Source organism: Microbacterium sp. KKR3/1, from assembly GCF_021272365.1.
GTDB lineage: Bacteria > Actinomycetota > Actinomycetes > Actinomycetales > Microbacteriaceae > Microbacterium > Microbacterium aurugineum.
Map to the genome: position 1 here is coordinate 89,559 of NZ_JAJSDW010000002.1, position 14,468 is coordinate 104,026.

A 14,468-nucleotide genomic window follows, 5' to 3' on the forward strand; every position below is an offset into this window, starting at 1 on the left:
CTAATGCGCTTCTACCTTCGAGATATGGAAAACACGACGCTCACCTTCCGCCCCTTCACCGTCTCGGTCTCCGCTGCCGAGGTCGCCGATCTCCAGGATCGTCTCGCCCGCACTCGTCTTCCGCAGCCGTCGCCGACGGATGACTGGGATGCCGGTACCCCCAACTCCTACCTGCGCGAGGCCGTCGCCGCCTGGCGCGACTTCGACTGGACCGCCGCCCAGGAGCGGATCAACGCCGTCCCGCACTTCACCACCGTGATCGACGGACAGACGATCCACTTCCTCCACGTGCGCTCGGCCCACGAGGGAGCGACACCCCTGCTGCTCGCCCACACCTACCCGGGCTCGTCGATCGACTACCTCGACCTGATCGACCGGCTCGTCGACCCTGTGGCGCACGGCGGCCGGGCGGAGGACGCATTCGACGTCGTGATCCCGGATGCGCCCGGCTACGGCTTCTCCCAGCCGCTCGCTTCGGTGGGGTGGACGACCGCACGCGTCGCGGAGGCTTACGACCGCCTCATGCGGGGGCTCGGCTATGACAGCTACGGCATCCACGGCTCCGATAACGGCGCCATGGTCGCCCGCGAGCTGGGGCTGCTCGAGCCCGAGGGATTCCTCGGACTGCACGTGCTGCAGCTGTTCTCGTTCCCCTCGGGCGACCCGGCGGAGTTCGAGAAGCTGGAGCCCGCGGACTACGCCGGCCTCGAGCACATGCAGTGGTTCCAGTCGGTGGGCGGGTACAACGCCATGAACTCCTCGCGCCCGCAGACCGTGTCGGTGGGGATCAGCGATTCTCCGGTCGGACTCCTCGCGTACAGCGAGCTGTTCAACTCGTTCGGCAACGGCACGTCGCTCGTGCCTCTGGACAAGATCCTGCTCGAGGTCAGCGTGAACTGGTTCGCGAACGCGGCGTCCGGCATGTCGCGCAGCTACCTCGAGAACGCCAGGGCGGACGCCGCCGAGGAAGGGACCGAGTCGCGCGTCAGCACCGCCCGCACCGGAGTCGCCGTGTTCGCGGACGACTTCCAGACGATCCGGGTCTTCGCCGAGCGCGACAACGCGAACATCGTGCACTGGAGCCGCTTCGACGAGGGCGGGCACTTCGCCGCTCTGGAGCTCCCCGACCTGCTCGCCGCCGACCTCCGCGCGTTCTTCTCCCCGCACTCCTGACCCCCGCCCCCCCCGCACACGCGCCGAGACCCCCGTTCCGCGCCGAGACCCCCTCTCGCAGCCGCCTGCAGGAGGGGGTCTCGACGACGAGAGGGGGCGCCGACGATCAAGAGGGCAGCACCGCGGCAGCGCCGCGCGGCGGCGGGGTCAGCCCGTGACGGTGAGCTGCACCTCGGAGGTGCCGCCCGCCTCGACCCAGGCCAGTGAGCGTTCGAGGATACCCCGCAGCACGTCGAGGTCGATCTGCTCCAGATCCTTGATGTACAGGCATCCGACGCCCGTGGTGTGCGGTCCGAGCTCGGCCAGGGCCTCGGCGTGCGCGGCCACTCCGTCGAACAGGTAGATCGTCGTCGCAGCCTTGCGCGGAGCGAAACCGAGCAGCCCGCTGTCACCCTCCGTGCCGGTGGGGTAGCGGTAGTGGCAGGAGCCGAACCCGATGATCGTGCCCCAGGTCTGCGGTTCGCGTCCGGTGATCTCCTGCATGAGCGCGGTCAGGGTCTCGGCGTCCCGACGGCGGACCGCGGGGGAGGAGCGGGCGATGAGCCCCGCGACGTCATCCCCGGTCGGCTTCACTTCGCTGCCTTGGCCGCGGCCTTCATGGCCTTCTTGTGCTCACGCACCTTCGTGAGCGAGTCGGGCGAGACGATGTCGGCGACGCTGCGGTAGGAGCCGTCCTCGCCGTAGGGGGCGGACGCCTCGCGCCAGCCCTCGCCCGTGAAGCCGTACTGCTTGCCCAGGAGCGCGAGGAAGATCTTGGCCTTCTGCTCGCCGAAGCCGGGGAGCGCCTTCAGGCGCTTCAGCACCTCGGGTCCCGACGGGTCTCCCTCGGTCCACAGCGCGGCGGCGTCTCCGTCCCAGTCGTCGAGGAGGGTCTGGCACAGCGTCTGTACGCGAGTCGCCATCGATCCGGGGAATCGGTGCACCGCGGGAGTCTGCCTGAAGGCCTCGAGGAACTCGTCCGGCGCCATGTGGGCGATCGTCGCGGCGTCGGCAGCTCCGGTGCGCTGCTCGATCTTGAGTGGACCGGCGAATGCGGTCTCCATGGGAACCTGCTGGTCGAGCAGCATCCCCACCAGCAGCGCGAGCGGGTTGTTCGTGAGCAGGTCGTCGGCGGCGGTGTCTCCGGTGATGTGAAGGGCCATGCCTCCAGTGTCCCACCCCGCGGCGGAGCGCGTCAGGCGGTCGCGGCGTCGTCCGCGGCGGAGGTGTCGGCCTCGGGCGCGATGCCGTACAGCGCGGACAGCGCGGCGGTGAACTCGTCGGCGCGACCGGCGGCGGCGAGCTCGTGCGCGCGCACGGTCGGGGTGTGCAGCAGCACGCCGGAGAGGTGGCGCAGAGCCTGCTCGACCTTGCCGTCCTCGTCGCCGCGTGCGCGAGCACGATCGATCTCACGCTCAAGCAACTCGAAGATGTGCGAGCGGAAAGCCACGACCGAAGGGGTCACGCTCTGTCGTGCGCCCACCACGTGGAAGGTCTCGGCGGCTTCGCGGACGACCGTGCGCGCGGCATCCGTCGCCTGGAGCTCTTCGAGCGGTGCGTGGAGGCGGATGGTCTCGAGGTCGAGCAGGGCCACGCCCTCGAGCGAGGCGACGGCGGGGTCGACGTTGCGCGGCATGCCGAGGTCGACCACGAGCCGGCTGTGGGCGCCGACGGGGCAGCCGACAGCGGCGGGTCCGGTCGGAAGCTGCAGGTGCTCGGGGCCGAGCACGGGTTCCGTGGCGGTGGTGCACGTGATGAGCAGGCTCGAGCGTGCGGCGGTGCGGGCGTACTCGTCGGCGGCGATCGGACGGATGCCGTGCTTCGCGGCGAAGACCTCGGCGCGGCCCGAGGGCGAGTACACCGAGATGTTCACGGCACCGCGCTCACGAAGCGTGGCCAGGGTGACCGCGGCATAGGCTCCGGTGCCGACCAGCAGCACGCGCTCGGCGGCCCAGTCGGCGATCCGGCTGTCGGCGAGTTCCAAGGCGAGGCGCACGAGCGAGCGGCCCGCGCGGCCGAGGGCGGTGACGTTCTTGACCTTGCGCTGCGCCTGGCTCGCACGCTGGAAGAGGCGTTCGAGTTCGGGGGAGGTGGTGCCGTCCTTGCGCGCGGACGTGAGGGCGCGGCGGACCTGCCCGGCGATCTCGCCCTCGCCGGAGACGACGGATTCGAGGCCGGAGGCGACCGAGAAGAGGTGTTCGGCGACGCGGCGTCCCGAGTGCACGGCGTAGGCGCCGTCGAGCTCGGCCGCAGGGATGCCCGTCGCGGACTCGACCGCTTCGATGACGGCCTCGACGCCGATCGCACCGGCGGCGGTCACCGGTTCGTCCATTTCGACGTACGCCTCGAACCGGTTGCACGTCGCCAGGACCACGGCACCCTGCACACACGGCGTCATGCCCACGAGAGTGGGAGCGACGTCGTCGGGGGTGCGGCTCAGGCGTTCGAGCAGTTCGAAGGAGGCGGTCTTGTGACTCGCCGTCACACACAGCAGCACGTTTCGATTGTACCGGAGCGCGGAGAGCGGGGAGTCGCGCGGCCCGACTCGGCGGCTCCATAAGGGCGGAATGCGAGGATGGGGACATGGCCCTCTCCGACGCCCCGCTTCTGCGCGCCCTCGCCGGCGACCGTCCCGCCCGCACCCCGGTCTGGTTCATGCGGCAGGCCGGCAGGTCGCTGCCCGAGTACCGTGACCTGCGCGTCGGGACCCGGATGCTCGATGCATGCCTGACTCCGGATCTCGCGGCCGAGATCACGCTGCAGCCGGTGCGCCGGCACGGGGTGGACGCGGCGGTGTTCTTCAGCGACATCGTCATCCCGCTGCGACTGGCCGGGGTCGACGTCGAGATCGAGCCCGGGCGTGGCCCGGTGTTCACGGACCCGGTGCGCACGGCATCCGACGTCGATCGTGTCACCGCCATCGATCCGGACGACCTGGACGGCACGGCTATCGCGGAGGCGGTCGGCATCGTCACGGCGGAGCTGGGCGACACCCCGCTGATCGGATTCGCCGGTGCACCGTTCACGCTCGCGGCCTACCTCGTCGAGGGCGGCCCCTCCAAGGAGCATCTGCGCGCGCGGGCCATGATGCACTCCGACCCGGAATCGTGGAACCGGCTGGCCGGATGGCTGGCGCGTGTCTCCCGTCGTTTCCTGGAGACCCAGCGGGACGCGGGGGCCTCCGTCGTGCAGCTGTTCGACAGCTGGGCCGGATCGCTCAGCACCGCCGACTACCGCGCGTTCGTGGCTCCGCACTCCCACGCCGCGCTCGCAGACATCAGCCTTCCGACCATCCACTTCGGCGTAGGCACGGGGCCGTTCCTCGCAGACATGCGCCTCGACGGCGTGGCCGACGGGGTGGGTGTCGACTGGCGGCAGCCCCTCGATGAGGCGGCCGCGATCCTCGGACCGGACGTCACGGTGCAGGGCAACATCGATCCTGCGCTCCTCGCCGCCCCGTGGTCGGTGCTGGAGGCTCATGTGCGCGACGTGATCGATCGCGGTCGAGCTGCGCGAGCCCACATCCTCAACCTCGGACACGGCGTCCCGCCCGAGACCGACCCCGACCAGCTCACCCGCATCGTCGAGCTGGCACACTCCCTCTGACGATCAGATCGGCGTTCGAATCGCGCAAGGTGTCGCATCCGTGACCCGAAAGCGACCATTCACGCGATTCGAGGGCCAGCAGTCCGCCGCAGACGACGCATGATCCGCAGGTCGTCGAGAGTGAAGCCCCCGGCCGGGAGCGCCGCGCGGATGCGCTCGTCGTCGAACGCCCGGGCCGGGCGGATGCCGATCGGCGCCTCGGGGGCGAACGGTGCGGCCTCGCTCACGCCCTCCGCGAGCATCCGTGCCTGAGCCTTCGCCACGAGCGGGACGACCATCGTCCACTCGGTCACCTGGGCCAGCGCCCGCACGATCCAGGTCGGCACCGGGAGGAACGCGGGACGGCGTCCGGCGACACGGGCGATGCGACGGATCGCCTCGCCGAGTGTGACCTCATCCACACCCATGACCGCGATCGTCGGCTCCTCGATGCGGCCTTCGAGAGCGGCGACGAGGACGTCGACGGCGTCCTCCACGGGCACCGGTCGTGCCGTGCGTTCGCGGTAGCCGACGGTCCAGAAGAAGGGCAGTGTCCGCACGGCCTTGGTCACGTGGTCGACCATGTGATCGCCGGGGCCGTAGATCATCCCGGACTTGAGGATGGTGTGCGGGATGCCGGAGGCGCGGACGATCTCCTCCGCCTCCCACTTCGACTCGTGGTATCCGGAGCCGCAGTCGGGGCGTGCTCGGAGGAAGCTGACGAGGACGATGCGCTCCACCCCGGCGCGGCGGGCTGCCTCCACCACGGCCCTCGTCCCGTCGACGTGCACGCGACGGAACGTCTGTCCGTCGATCTCGCGGTTGATCCCGGCGCAGTGCGCCACGGCGTCGCACCCCTCGAAGGCTCTACTCAGGGCCTCCACGTCGGTGATCTCGATGCCGTTCCGGCGGGAGATCACGACCGCGTCGTCGAGGCGGTCGGCGAGGTTCCTGCCGACGAATCCGGTGCCGCCCGTGATCGCTACCCGCATGATGCTTCTCCTTTGCTAATTAGCTACGCGGCTACAGAGTATCTAGCAAAGGTGCTATATTGCAACCATGACCGACAGCGCGAGCGACATCTTCGCGGCGCTGGCGCACCCCACCCGGCGCCAGATCCTGCAGGATCTGAAAGAGGGGGAACTCGCGGCCGGCGAGATCGCCTCGCGCTTCTCCGCGAGCGGGCCGACCATCTCCCGTCACCTGAGCGTGCTCCGCCAGGCCGGACTCGTCACCGAGCGCCGCGACGCCAACCGCATCCTCTACTCGCTCGTCGGTGAACGGCTCGCGCTGTCCGTCGGCGACTTCCTCTCGACGGTGTGCCCCGAGCAGATCGTGCTGCGCGAGGTCCGCAAGCGTGGACGCAGTTCTGAGCCCGTCGAGGCCTGATCCGCACCGGTGGGAGAATTGAGGGCATGACGCCCGACCCCTCCTCTGCAGAGCCGTCCGATCTCGCCGCCCGCGCGGCGCAGAAGCACGTGGTCGTGATCGGTGGCGGCATCGGCGGCCTCGTCGCGGCGCGGGAATGCGCCAAGGTCGGCATGCGCGTCACCCTGCTCGAGTCCGCGGACGAACCGGGGGGCGCGATCCGTCGCATCGAGCTGGACGGCGTCGTCGTCGATGCCGGGGCCGAGAGCTATGCCACCAGGGGCGGACACGTGCGCGCCTTCGTCGAGGAGCTCGGCCTCGCAGATCGCATCGCGGCTCCGCAGGCGGGCGCCGCCTGGTTGGCCGGCATCCCCGGCGTGGGCGCGGCACCGCTCCCGGTCGGAGGGATCCTGGGGATCCCCGCGAACCCCTTCCAGGACGACGTGCGTCGGATCATCGGATGGTCGGGCGTCTGGCGCGCCTACCTCGATCGTGTCCGGCCGCCCCTCACGATCGGCCACCAGCTCAGTCTCGGCAAGCTGGTCGCCTCGCGTATGGGACCCAAGGTGCGCGACCGTCTCGTCGCGCCCGTCACCACCGGCGTCTACTCCGCATCTCCCGACGACGTCGACATCGACGTGGCGGCTCCGGGCCTCAACGCCGCGCTCACCCGCGTCGGCTCCCTCTCCGGTGCGGTGCAGTCGCTCCGTGACGAGGCGGCCACGGCGAGGGCGGCGACGGCGAGCGCGGCGGACAAGACGCCCGGAGCGGCGGTCGAAGGGCTCTCCGGAGGCATGAGCGCCCTCGTCGACGCGCTCGCCGCCGATCTGGGACGCCTCGACGCCGACGTGCGGACGGGCGTGAGGGTGCGCAGCGTGCGCCGGGCCGGAGCGGCCTGGACGGTGGAGGTGGAGACCGCGCCCGTCGTCGACCTCCCCGCCGTCACCGACGACGAGGCCGCGGTCGTCACGGAGTTGCGTGCCGCCGCGGTGGAATCCGCTGCTCCGGTGGTCGAAGAGCTCGCCGCCGACGCCGTCATCATCGCGACGCCCGAGTCCACGGCGCGGGAACTCCTCTCCGCGGTGGTGCCCGATCTCCGGAAGACGGAGGCGGCGGCCTCGCCCGAGATCGAGATCGTCACCCTGATCCTCGACGCGCCCGCGTTGGATGCCACCCCGCGCGGCACCGGCGTACTCACGGTGCCGGGCAGCCACACGGCCAAGGCTCTGACACACTCGACCGCGAAGTGGGGGTGGGTGCGTGAAGCGGCAGGAGATCGCCATGTCGTCCGCGTGTCGTTCGGCGCGCAGGGGGAACCGGCCGCCACCGCAGAGCTGAGCGATGCCGATGCTACGGACCTCGCCCGCAGGGAAGCCGCTGCTCTGCTCGGTGTCCCCCTCGCCCCCGCGGCCGTCCTCGCCTCCCATCGCGGCCGTTTCGTGCAGTCGCAGCCGGCGTCGATCATCGGATCCGGGGCCCGGCGTCGGGCCGCGCGGGCTGCGGTTCAGGCAGTTCCCGGCCTCGCTGCGGTCGGTGCCTGGCTCGCCGGAACAGGGCTCGCGCAGGTGATCCCGGATGCGCGGGACGAGGCGGACCGCTTGCGGCGCACCCTGTTGTGGGACTGAGACACCTCTCCATGTCAACCCTCCGGCGTATAGATGCCGAAATCGGCATACGGGGTTACGCTGGGAACCTGCCGCAGGGCGCGAAGCCTGCGGTCGATCCAAGCCGGGCGAAGCTGGCCGGACAACCGGAACAAGGTGAGGAGACCCCATGAAGGGGAAGATCGGACTCGTCGTCGGACTCGGCGTGGGCTACGTCCTCGGCACCCGTGCCGGACGTGAGCGCTACGAACAGATCAGGACGCAGTGGCTGAAGGTGTGGAACCTCGATCCGGTGCAGGAGCAGGTCACCAAGGTCAAGGGCTTCGTCGGCGACAAGGCCGCTGCCGTGCCGGGAGCGCTCTGGACCGGCGTGGTGAAGGTCGCCAAGTCCGTCAGCGGCAACGGCACCCCGGGTCAGCGACTCGACTCCGCCATCGCCACCGGCCGCGAGGCGGCGGAAGACCTCGCCGAAGCCACCGAGGAAGCGGTCGAGGCCGCGAAGGCGACGGCGAGCACGCCCGCCAAGAAGCCCGCCGCCAAGAAGCCCGCGGCCAAGAAGCCCGCGGCGACCAAGTCCGCCCCCAAGAAGTCCGGCGCCTGACATGCCCCGCGGTTACCGTGATCGTGCCGACGACAGTCTGCTGACCCTGCTCGGGGATCTGCCGGAACTCGTCACGAATCTGGTCAAGGCCGAGATCGACGCCGCCAAGGCGTGGATCTCGCGGACCTCGAAGGACGCCGGTATCGGCTCCGTGTGGTTCCTCGTCGCGCTGTTCTTCCTGTTCTGGGCCGTGCCCGTGATCCTGGTCTTCGCGATCGCCGGACTCTCGTCGTGGTGGCCCGTGTGGCTCTCGGCGATCGCCGTGTTCGGCATCCTGATCCTGGCCGTGCTGCTGTTCGCGCTGCTCGGCATCCTGAAGTTCCGCAAGGTCCTCGCGCGCCAGAACCCGGCGCAGGCCGTTGCGGAAGACATCCGACTCGTGAAGGAGGCCGGCGATGACGAATTCTGAATCGATGCCGCGCACCGCCGTCCCCGCCGGGATCGTCGACCCCGTCGCCTCCGCGCGCGCTGAACTGAAGGCCGCGCTCGCCGCCATCGAGGTCAAGGGCAACCTGCCGCGCCGTCTCGAGAAGGCCTCCACGCGCGCCGCCGCCAAGGCCCGGGTGTTCGCCGATCGCAACCCGATCGGTGCGATCGCCGCTGCCGTCGGCGTCGCTGCGGCCGTGGGCGGTGCGGTCTGGGCGATCGCGCGCGTGATCTCCCGCTGACGTGCGGAGTTCCGAGAGGTCGGGACCGCTTCTGGGGTGATTAGCGGCTCCTGCACAAACGAGGCAGACTGGGGAGCATGATGTCCGAAGAGAGCGCTGAGAACCCGTCCGGCTTCACACTCTGGGCCGTCTGGCGACGGAATCCCGATGTGCCCGTGACGGAGAGCGAGTCGACGGAGCTCGAGACGATCGTCGCGTATATCGAGGACTCCGGGGTGACCGTTCGTGGCTTCTACGACGTCTCCGGACTCAAGGCCGACGCCGATCTCATGGTGTGGCTGCACGGCGACACCGCGGAAGAGCTGCAGAAGGCCCTTCGACGCCTGCGCCGCACCGAGCTCCTGCGTCCGCTCCTCCCGGTGTGGAACGTCATGGGCGTCCATCGCGATGCCGAGTTCAACCGCGCACACGTCCCCGGATTCCTGCGCGGCATCGAGCCCAAGGACTGGCTGTGCCTGTACCCCTTCGTGCGCACGCCCGAGTGGTACCTCGCTCCGGAGGAGGAGCGGCGCACGATGCTGGCCGACCACGGACGCCGGGGTGCGGCGTTCACCGGCGTCCTCGCCAACACGGTCGCGTCCTTCGCGCTCGGCGACTACGAGTGGCTGCTGCCGCTCGAGGCCGATGAGCTCACCGACCTCGTCGACCTCATGCGGGACCTGCGCTACACGGACGCGCGGATGTACGTGAAGGAGGAGGTGCCCTTCTACACGGGGCGCAGGCTCCGGTTCGACGAGATCGCGGACGTCCTCCAGTAAGCGCCATGAGCACCCCCATCCGTCTGGGAACCCGTCGCAGCGCGCTCGCGCAGGCGCAATCGGGCCATGTCGCGACCGCGCTCGAGAAGCTCTCCGGTCGCCCTGTCGAACTCGTCCCAATCACCAGCGAGGGCGACACGAACCGTGCCTCCCTGTCCGAGATCGGTGGCCAGGGCATCTTCGCCACGCGATTGCGCGAGGCGCTGCTCGCGGGGGAGTGCGACTTCCTCGTCCACTCGCTCAAGGACCTGCCGACCGCAGTCCCCGAAGGGCTCGTGATCGCCGCGACGCCGAAACGAGAGGATCCGCGAGACGTGGTCCTCACCCGCGACGGCGTCCCGCTCCACGAGCTGCGTTCCGGCAGCACGGTCGGCACCGGTTCTCCGCGGCGCATCGCCCAGGTCCATCGGCGCGCGCCGGGTGCGGAGGTCGTCGACATCCGGGGGAACGTGGATTCACGTCTCGCGCGGGTCGTCTCGGGCGAGCTGGATGCCGTGATCCTCGCTGCGGCAGGGCTGTCGCGGCTCGATGCGAGGACTCCCCTCCAGCGCGAGGAGCTCGGGCTCGCCGAGTGGCCGACCGCTCCGGGGCAGGGTTCGCTCGCGGTGGAGACCCGTGCGGACGCGCCCCAGGAGCTGCTCGACGCCCTCGCCGGTCTCGATGACAGGGACACCCGGCTGGCCATCACGGTGGAGCGCGCGATCCTGCAAGGACTCGATGCCGGATGCCAGGCGCCGATGGCCGCGCATGCCGTCGTCGACGGCTCGTCGATCCGTGTCAGAACGGTGGTCTACGCGACGGACGGTGGGCGCCGGATCGGCCTCGACGTCACCGAAGACCTGAACGGGGAGTATATTCGTCGGAACGGCAGTGGCAATGGAGCGGATGCTGCCGATGGTGCAGACCCGATGCACGCAGCGCGCGAGCTCGGGTTCACTGTTGCCCGTCGGCTGCTCGATCAAGGGGCGGCCGGCCTCGTATCCCGAGAGCAATCCTCATGACCACTTCCGAAGAAATCAAGCAGGACCGACCGCTGGACGGCTGGCGCATTCTGGTGCCCCGTGGCGGGCCGTGGGGCGACAGCGTCGCCGCGAGCCTTCGGGCGCTGGGCGCCGTCCCCGTCGTGGCGCCGCTGATCAACTTCGCCCCGACCACCGACCAGGCGACGCTCGACACCGCGCTCGCGCAGCTCGCCGCCGGAGAGTTCGACTGGCTCACGATCACCAGTGCGACGACCGTGGACGTCCTCTTCGCCCATCGGGCGATCGTGCCGCGATCGACCAAGATCGCCGCGGTCGGTGAGACGACGGCCGCTGCTCTGCAGGCCGTCGGCTACGAGGTCGCGCTCGTCCCCGAGCAGGACAACTCCGCTGAGGGGATGGCGCGGCAGCTCATCGGACTCGAGAAGGAACCGCGCCGCATCCTCGCCCTGCGCAGCGAGATCGCCAAGCCGGTGCTCAGTCGTCTGCTCTCCGAGGCGGGGCACGATGTCCACGGTGTCGTCGCCTACCGGACGGTCGGCGTCCCGGTGACGGAGCGCATCCGCCGCGATGTCGAGAACGGCCGCATCAACGCGATCCTCGTCACCAGCGGCTCGGTCGCCCAGCAGGTGCGCGAGCAGTTCCCGGAGATCCCGGATGAGACGCTGCTCGCCGCGATCGGCCCACGGACGGCGAGGGACGCCCAGCTCGCAGGACTGCCCGTGTCGGTGGTCGCCGACCGGCAGACGATCGACGCACTGATCGACGCCGTCTCGCACTTCACCCTTCCGCACGCGGCCGACGAGTTCGCACCGTGAGCTACCCCGATGTTCGCCTGAGGCGGTTGCGCCGGTCTCGGGCCGTGCGCGACCTCGTGCGCGAGACCTCGCTGGAGCCGCGGCAGCTCGTGCTCCCGCTGTTCGTCCGCGAAGGACTCACCGAACCGGTGCAGATCGGCTCGATGCCCGGTGTCGCGCAGCACTCGATCGACTCCTTGCGCGCGGCAGCGGTGGAGGCGGCGGAAGCGGGTGTCGGCGGTGTGATGCTCTTCGGCGTCCCGGAGGTCCGCGACGCCCGCGGCTCCGGCGCCGACGACCCGCACGGCATCCTCAACCTCGCCACGGCGGCGCTCGCGGCCGAGGTCGGCGACGCACTCGTGGTCCAGACGGACCTCTGCCTCGACGAGTTCACCGACCACGGTCACTGCGGCGTGCTCGCGGCCGACGGCTCGGTCGACAACGACGCGACGCTGGAGCGGTACACCTCGATGGCGCTCGCACAGGCGCGGGCGGGGTCGCAGCTCCTCGGGCTCTCCGGCATGATGGACGGCCAGGTCGCGGTGATCCGCGCTGCCCTGGATGCCGAGGGCTTCACCGACACGCTTCTCCTCGCTTACGCCGCGAAGTACGCGAGCGCCTTCTACGGACCGTTCCGTGAGGCTGTCGACTCGCAGCTGAAGGGTGACCGGCGCACGTACCAGCTCGACCCCGGCAACCGCCGCGAGGGCGTGCGTGAGGCCGTCGTCGATGAGGCCGAGGGCGCCGACATCGTGATGGTGAAGCCGGCGATGGCGTTCCTCGACGTGCTGCGGGAGGTGCGCGACACCGTGAGCGTTCCGGTGTGGGCGTACCAGGTCTCCGGCGAGTACGCGATGATCGAGGCCGCCGGCGCGAACGGCTGGATCGACCGGCGGGCCGCTGTGCTCGAATCCCTGCTGTCGATCCGACGGGCAGGCGCGGATGCGGTGCTGACCTATTGGGCGACCGAGGCTGCGGCCTGGCTGCGCGACTGACGTCTTCGGAGACCGTGCACGACGGTTAGCCTGGAAGGGATGCCGGGACGGCTCCGTGCATCGCAAGGAGCTTTCATGACCGACCGCAATGACGACCTGTTCTCCGCTGCCAGGGCGGTGATCCCCGGCGGCGTGAACTCGCCGGTGCGCGCCTACGGTTCGGTCGGGGGGACACCGCGTTTCCTGGCGTCGGCCACGGGCGCCACGGTGACGGATGCGGCAGGGCGCGAGTACGTCGACCTGGTGGCCTCGTGGGGGCCCGCGCTCCTCGGACACGCGCACCCGGAAGTCGTCGCCGCGGTGCAGGAGGCCGCGACCCGCGGGCTGTCGTTCGGTGCTCCGACCGAGGGCGAGGTGGAACTCGCGGCGTTGATCGCCGATCGGGTCCGCTTCGGCGAGATCCGCCCGATCGAACGCGTTCGACTGGTGTCCACCGGAACCGAGGCCACCATGACGGCGATCCGTCTCGCGCGCGGAGCCACCGGCCGCGACTTGCTCGTGAAGTTCGCCGGGCACTATCACGGCCACTCGGACGGTCTTCTCGCAGAAGCGGGTTCCGGTGTCGCGACCCTGGCGCTCCCCGGATCGGCAGGGGTACCGGCTCCCATCGCTGCGCAGACGCTCGTGATCGGGTACAACGACCCCGAGGCGCTGGCCGCGGTGTTCGCCGAGCACGGACAGCGGATCGCCGCCGTGATCGTCGAGGCGTCGGCTGCGAACATGGGCGTCGTCCCGCCGTTGCCGGGATTCAACCGTCGGATCGCCGAGACCGCGCACGCGCACGGTGCGCTGATGATCCTCGACGAGGTGCTCACCGGGTTCCGCGTGCACCCCGCAGGCTTCTGGGGACTGCAGGCCTCGGAGGGCGAGGACTACCTGCCCGACATCGTCACCTTCGGCAAGGTCGTCGGCGGGGGGATGCCGCTGGCCGCGCTCGGTGGGCGGGCCGAGGTCATGGACCTGCTGGCTCCCTTGGGGCCGGTGTATCAGGCGGGGACGCTCTCGGGGAATCCGCTGTCGGTCGCGGCGGGCCTCGCGACGTTGCGGCTCGCGACGCCCGAGGTCTATGCGACCGTCGATGCCGCCTCCGCTAGGCTCTCCGCGGCGCTGGATTCCGCGCTCACGTCTGCCGGGGTCACGCACGCGGTCGCGCGGGCGGGCAACCTGTTCAGCGCCTCGTTCCGCGCCTCCGTGCCGCGGAACTACGCCGAGGCCCAGGCGCAGGAGTCGTTCCGCTATGCGCCGTTCTTCCACACGCTGCGGGAGCAGGGTGTGGCCCTGCCGCCGAGTGTCTTCGAGGCCTGGTTCCTGACCGCCGCGCACGGTGACGAGGAGCTCGGGCTCATTGAAGCGGCGCTGCCGTCTGCCGCGGAGGCCGCGGCGGCGGCTCGCCCGTAGTGTGCCGGGGAATGGCGTGACCCCACAAGGGATCGTTGCGTTCCTGTGAGCAACTTCCAGACAACTGGCAGGGCGGCGCTGGCAGACTAAGTGTCATGGTGACGTTGCTGCTGGACCAGACGCAACTCGAAGTCGTGCTCTCGCCGCTGGAACGAGCCGCGACATTCCACCGCGAGAACCTCCGGATCGTGCGCGACACCATCACCAAGGTCCAGCTGACCGACGACGCGTGGACCTGGCTGCGAGGGGTGCCGAATCCCGGCACGCACATCCCCGGCGTCCTGGCCGCGGGAAGCTGGAAGGCCGCGGGCAGCCTCGACTTCGTGCTCATCCGCCGCCGTCGCCCGAGCGTCGTCATCGACCTCGAGGGCGACGATCAGTACCGCCGCCTGATCCTCACGACCCGGCACGGCCTCGCGCTCACACAGGCGCTCCGACTCGACGTGTCCTCGGAGCCCGCGAACGTCGAGGAGATCGTCGCCACGGCGCCGACCCCCGTGACGAAGGGGAGCCGCCGACCGGTCATCCGCCCCCGGCCCGCCTGAGCACAGGGCGACCGACG

General features: G+C 70.4%; 17 protein-coding genes. 13 read left to right on the forward strand and 4 right to left on the reverse strand.

What is annotated here, in order from left to right:
* Nucleotides 1-24: 24 nt before the first annotated feature.
* Complete coding sequence (locus LVJ59_RS12095; protein ID WP_232763246.1) at nt 25-1,173, forward strand: epoxide hydrolase family protein; 1,149 nt, start codon at nt 25-27, stop codon at nt 1,171-1,173.
* Between the two features lie 147 nt (nt 1,174-1,320).
* On the opposite strand, the gene LVJ59_RS12100 is transcribed toward LVJ59_RS12095, so the two are convergent.
* From LVJ59_RS12100 to LVJ59_RS12110, 3 genes are read right to left on the reverse strand one after another with little or no spacing between them, the layout of a single operon-like run.
* Complete coding sequence (locus LVJ59_RS12100; RefSeq protein ID WP_232763247.1) at nt 1,321-1,746, reverse strand: DUF1801 domain-containing protein; 426 nt, start codon at nt 1,744-1,746, stop codon at nt 1,321-1,323.
* Nucleotides 1,743-2,315 carry an HhH-GPD-type base excision DNA repair protein gene (locus tag LVJ59_RS12105; RefSeq protein ID WP_232763248.1) on the reverse strand — a complete coding sequence of 191 codons (573 nt, stop codon included), beginning with the start codon at nt 2,313-2,315 and terminating at the stop codon, nt 1,743-1,745. The genes LVJ59_RS12100 and LVJ59_RS12105 overlap by 4 nt, the downstream gene beginning before the upstream one ends.
* 32 nt (nt 2,316-2,347) lie before the next feature.
* Nucleotides 2,348-3,649 carry a glutamyl-tRNA reductase gene (locus LVJ59_RS12110; RefSeq protein WP_134352366.1) on the reverse strand — a complete coding sequence of 434 codons (1,302 nt, stop codon included), beginning with the start codon at nt 3,647-3,649 and terminating at the stop codon, nt 2,348-2,350.
* An 86-nt stretch (nt 3,650-3,735) separates the two neighbouring features.
* On the opposite strand from LVJ59_RS12110, the gene hemE reads away from it, so the two are divergent.
* Nucleotides 3,736-4,758: a uroporphyrinogen decarboxylase gene (gene hemE / locus LVJ59_RS12115; protein WP_232763249.1), complete on the forward strand. Its 1,023-nt coding sequence runs from the start codon at nt 3,736-3,738 to the stop codon at nt 4,756-4,758.
* Between the two features lie 59 nt (nt 4,759-4,817).
* Here the strand turns inward: hemE and LVJ59_RS12120 are convergent, their stop codons facing one another.
* Nucleotides 4,818-5,729, reverse strand: a complete 912-nt coding sequence (locus tag LVJ59_RS12120; protein ID WP_232763250.1) for an NAD(P)H-binding protein — start codon at nt 5,727-5,729, stop codon at nt 4,818-4,820.
* Nucleotides 5,730-5,796: 67 nt separating this feature from the next.
* Between LVJ59_RS12120 and LVJ59_RS12125 the strand changes: the two genes are divergently transcribed.
* From LVJ59_RS12125 to LVJ59_RS12175, 11 genes are all read left to right on the forward strand, one after another.
* Complete coding sequence (locus LVJ59_RS12125; RefSeq protein WP_232763251.1) at nt 5,797-6,126, forward strand: metalloregulator ArsR/SmtB family transcription factor; 330 nt, start codon at nt 5,797-5,799, stop codon at nt 6,124-6,126.
* 26 nt (nt 6,127-6,152) lie between these two features.
* Entirely contained in the window at nt 6,153-7,730 is a 1,578-nt protein-coding gene (locus tag LVJ59_RS12130; RefSeq protein WP_232763252.1) for an NAD(P)/FAD-dependent oxidoreductase, read from the forward strand.
* A 148-nt stretch (nt 7,731-7,878) separates the two neighbouring features.
* Entirely contained in the window at nt 7,879-8,310 is a 432-nt protein-coding gene (locus tag LVJ59_RS12135) for a hypothetical protein (protein WP_232763253.1), read from the forward strand.
* Between the two features lies 1 nt (nt 8,311).
* On the forward strand, nt 8,312-8,719 hold the full coding sequence (locus LVJ59_RS12140) for a phage holin family protein (RefSeq protein ID WP_021198266.1): 408 nt from the start codon (nt 8,312-8,314) through the stop codon (nt 8,717-8,719).
* Entirely contained in the window at nt 8,706-8,978 is a 273-nt protein-coding gene (locus tag LVJ59_RS12145; RefSeq protein WP_047521001.1) for a hypothetical protein, read from the forward strand. Before LVJ59_RS12140 ends, LVJ59_RS12145 begins: the two co-directional genes overlap by 14 nt.
* Before the next feature lie 77 nt (nt 8,979-9,055).
* Entirely contained in the window at nt 9,056-9,736 is a 681-nt protein-coding gene (hemQ, locus tag LVJ59_RS12150) for a hydrogen peroxide-dependent heme synthase (protein ID WP_047520999.1), read from the forward strand.
* Nucleotides 9,737-9,741: 5 nt separating this feature from the next.
* Complete coding sequence (gene hemC, locus LVJ59_RS12155) at nt 9,742-10,737, forward strand: hydroxymethylbilane synthase (protein WP_232763254.1); 996 nt, start codon at nt 9,742-9,744, stop codon at nt 10,735-10,737.
* Nucleotides 10,734-11,534 (forward strand): uroporphyrinogen-III synthase, encoded by an 801-nt coding sequence (locus tag LVJ59_RS12160; protein WP_047520995.1) that lies wholly within the window; start codon nt 10,734-10,736, stop codon nt 11,532-11,534. The genes hemC and LVJ59_RS12160 overlap by 4 nt, the downstream gene beginning before the upstream one ends.
* Complete coding sequence (gene hemB, locus LVJ59_RS12165) at nt 11,531-12,508, forward strand: porphobilinogen synthase (protein ID WP_232763255.1); 978 nt, start codon at nt 11,531-11,533, stop codon at nt 12,506-12,508. Before LVJ59_RS12160 ends, hemB begins: the two co-directional genes overlap by 4 nt.
* 75 nt (nt 12,509-12,583) lie before the next feature.
* Nucleotides 12,584-13,906 (forward strand): glutamate-1-semialdehyde 2,1-aminomutase, encoded by a 1,323-nt coding sequence (locus LVJ59_RS12170; protein ID WP_232763256.1) that lies wholly within the window; start codon nt 12,584-12,586, stop codon nt 13,904-13,906.
* 95 nt (nt 13,907-14,001) lie between these two features.
* Nucleotides 14,002-14,451 (forward strand): hypothetical protein, encoded by a 450-nt coding sequence (locus LVJ59_RS12175; protein ID WP_131493338.1) that lies wholly within the window; start codon nt 14,002-14,004, stop codon nt 14,449-14,451.
* The last annotated feature ends 17 nt before the right edge of the window (nt 14,452-14,468 follow it).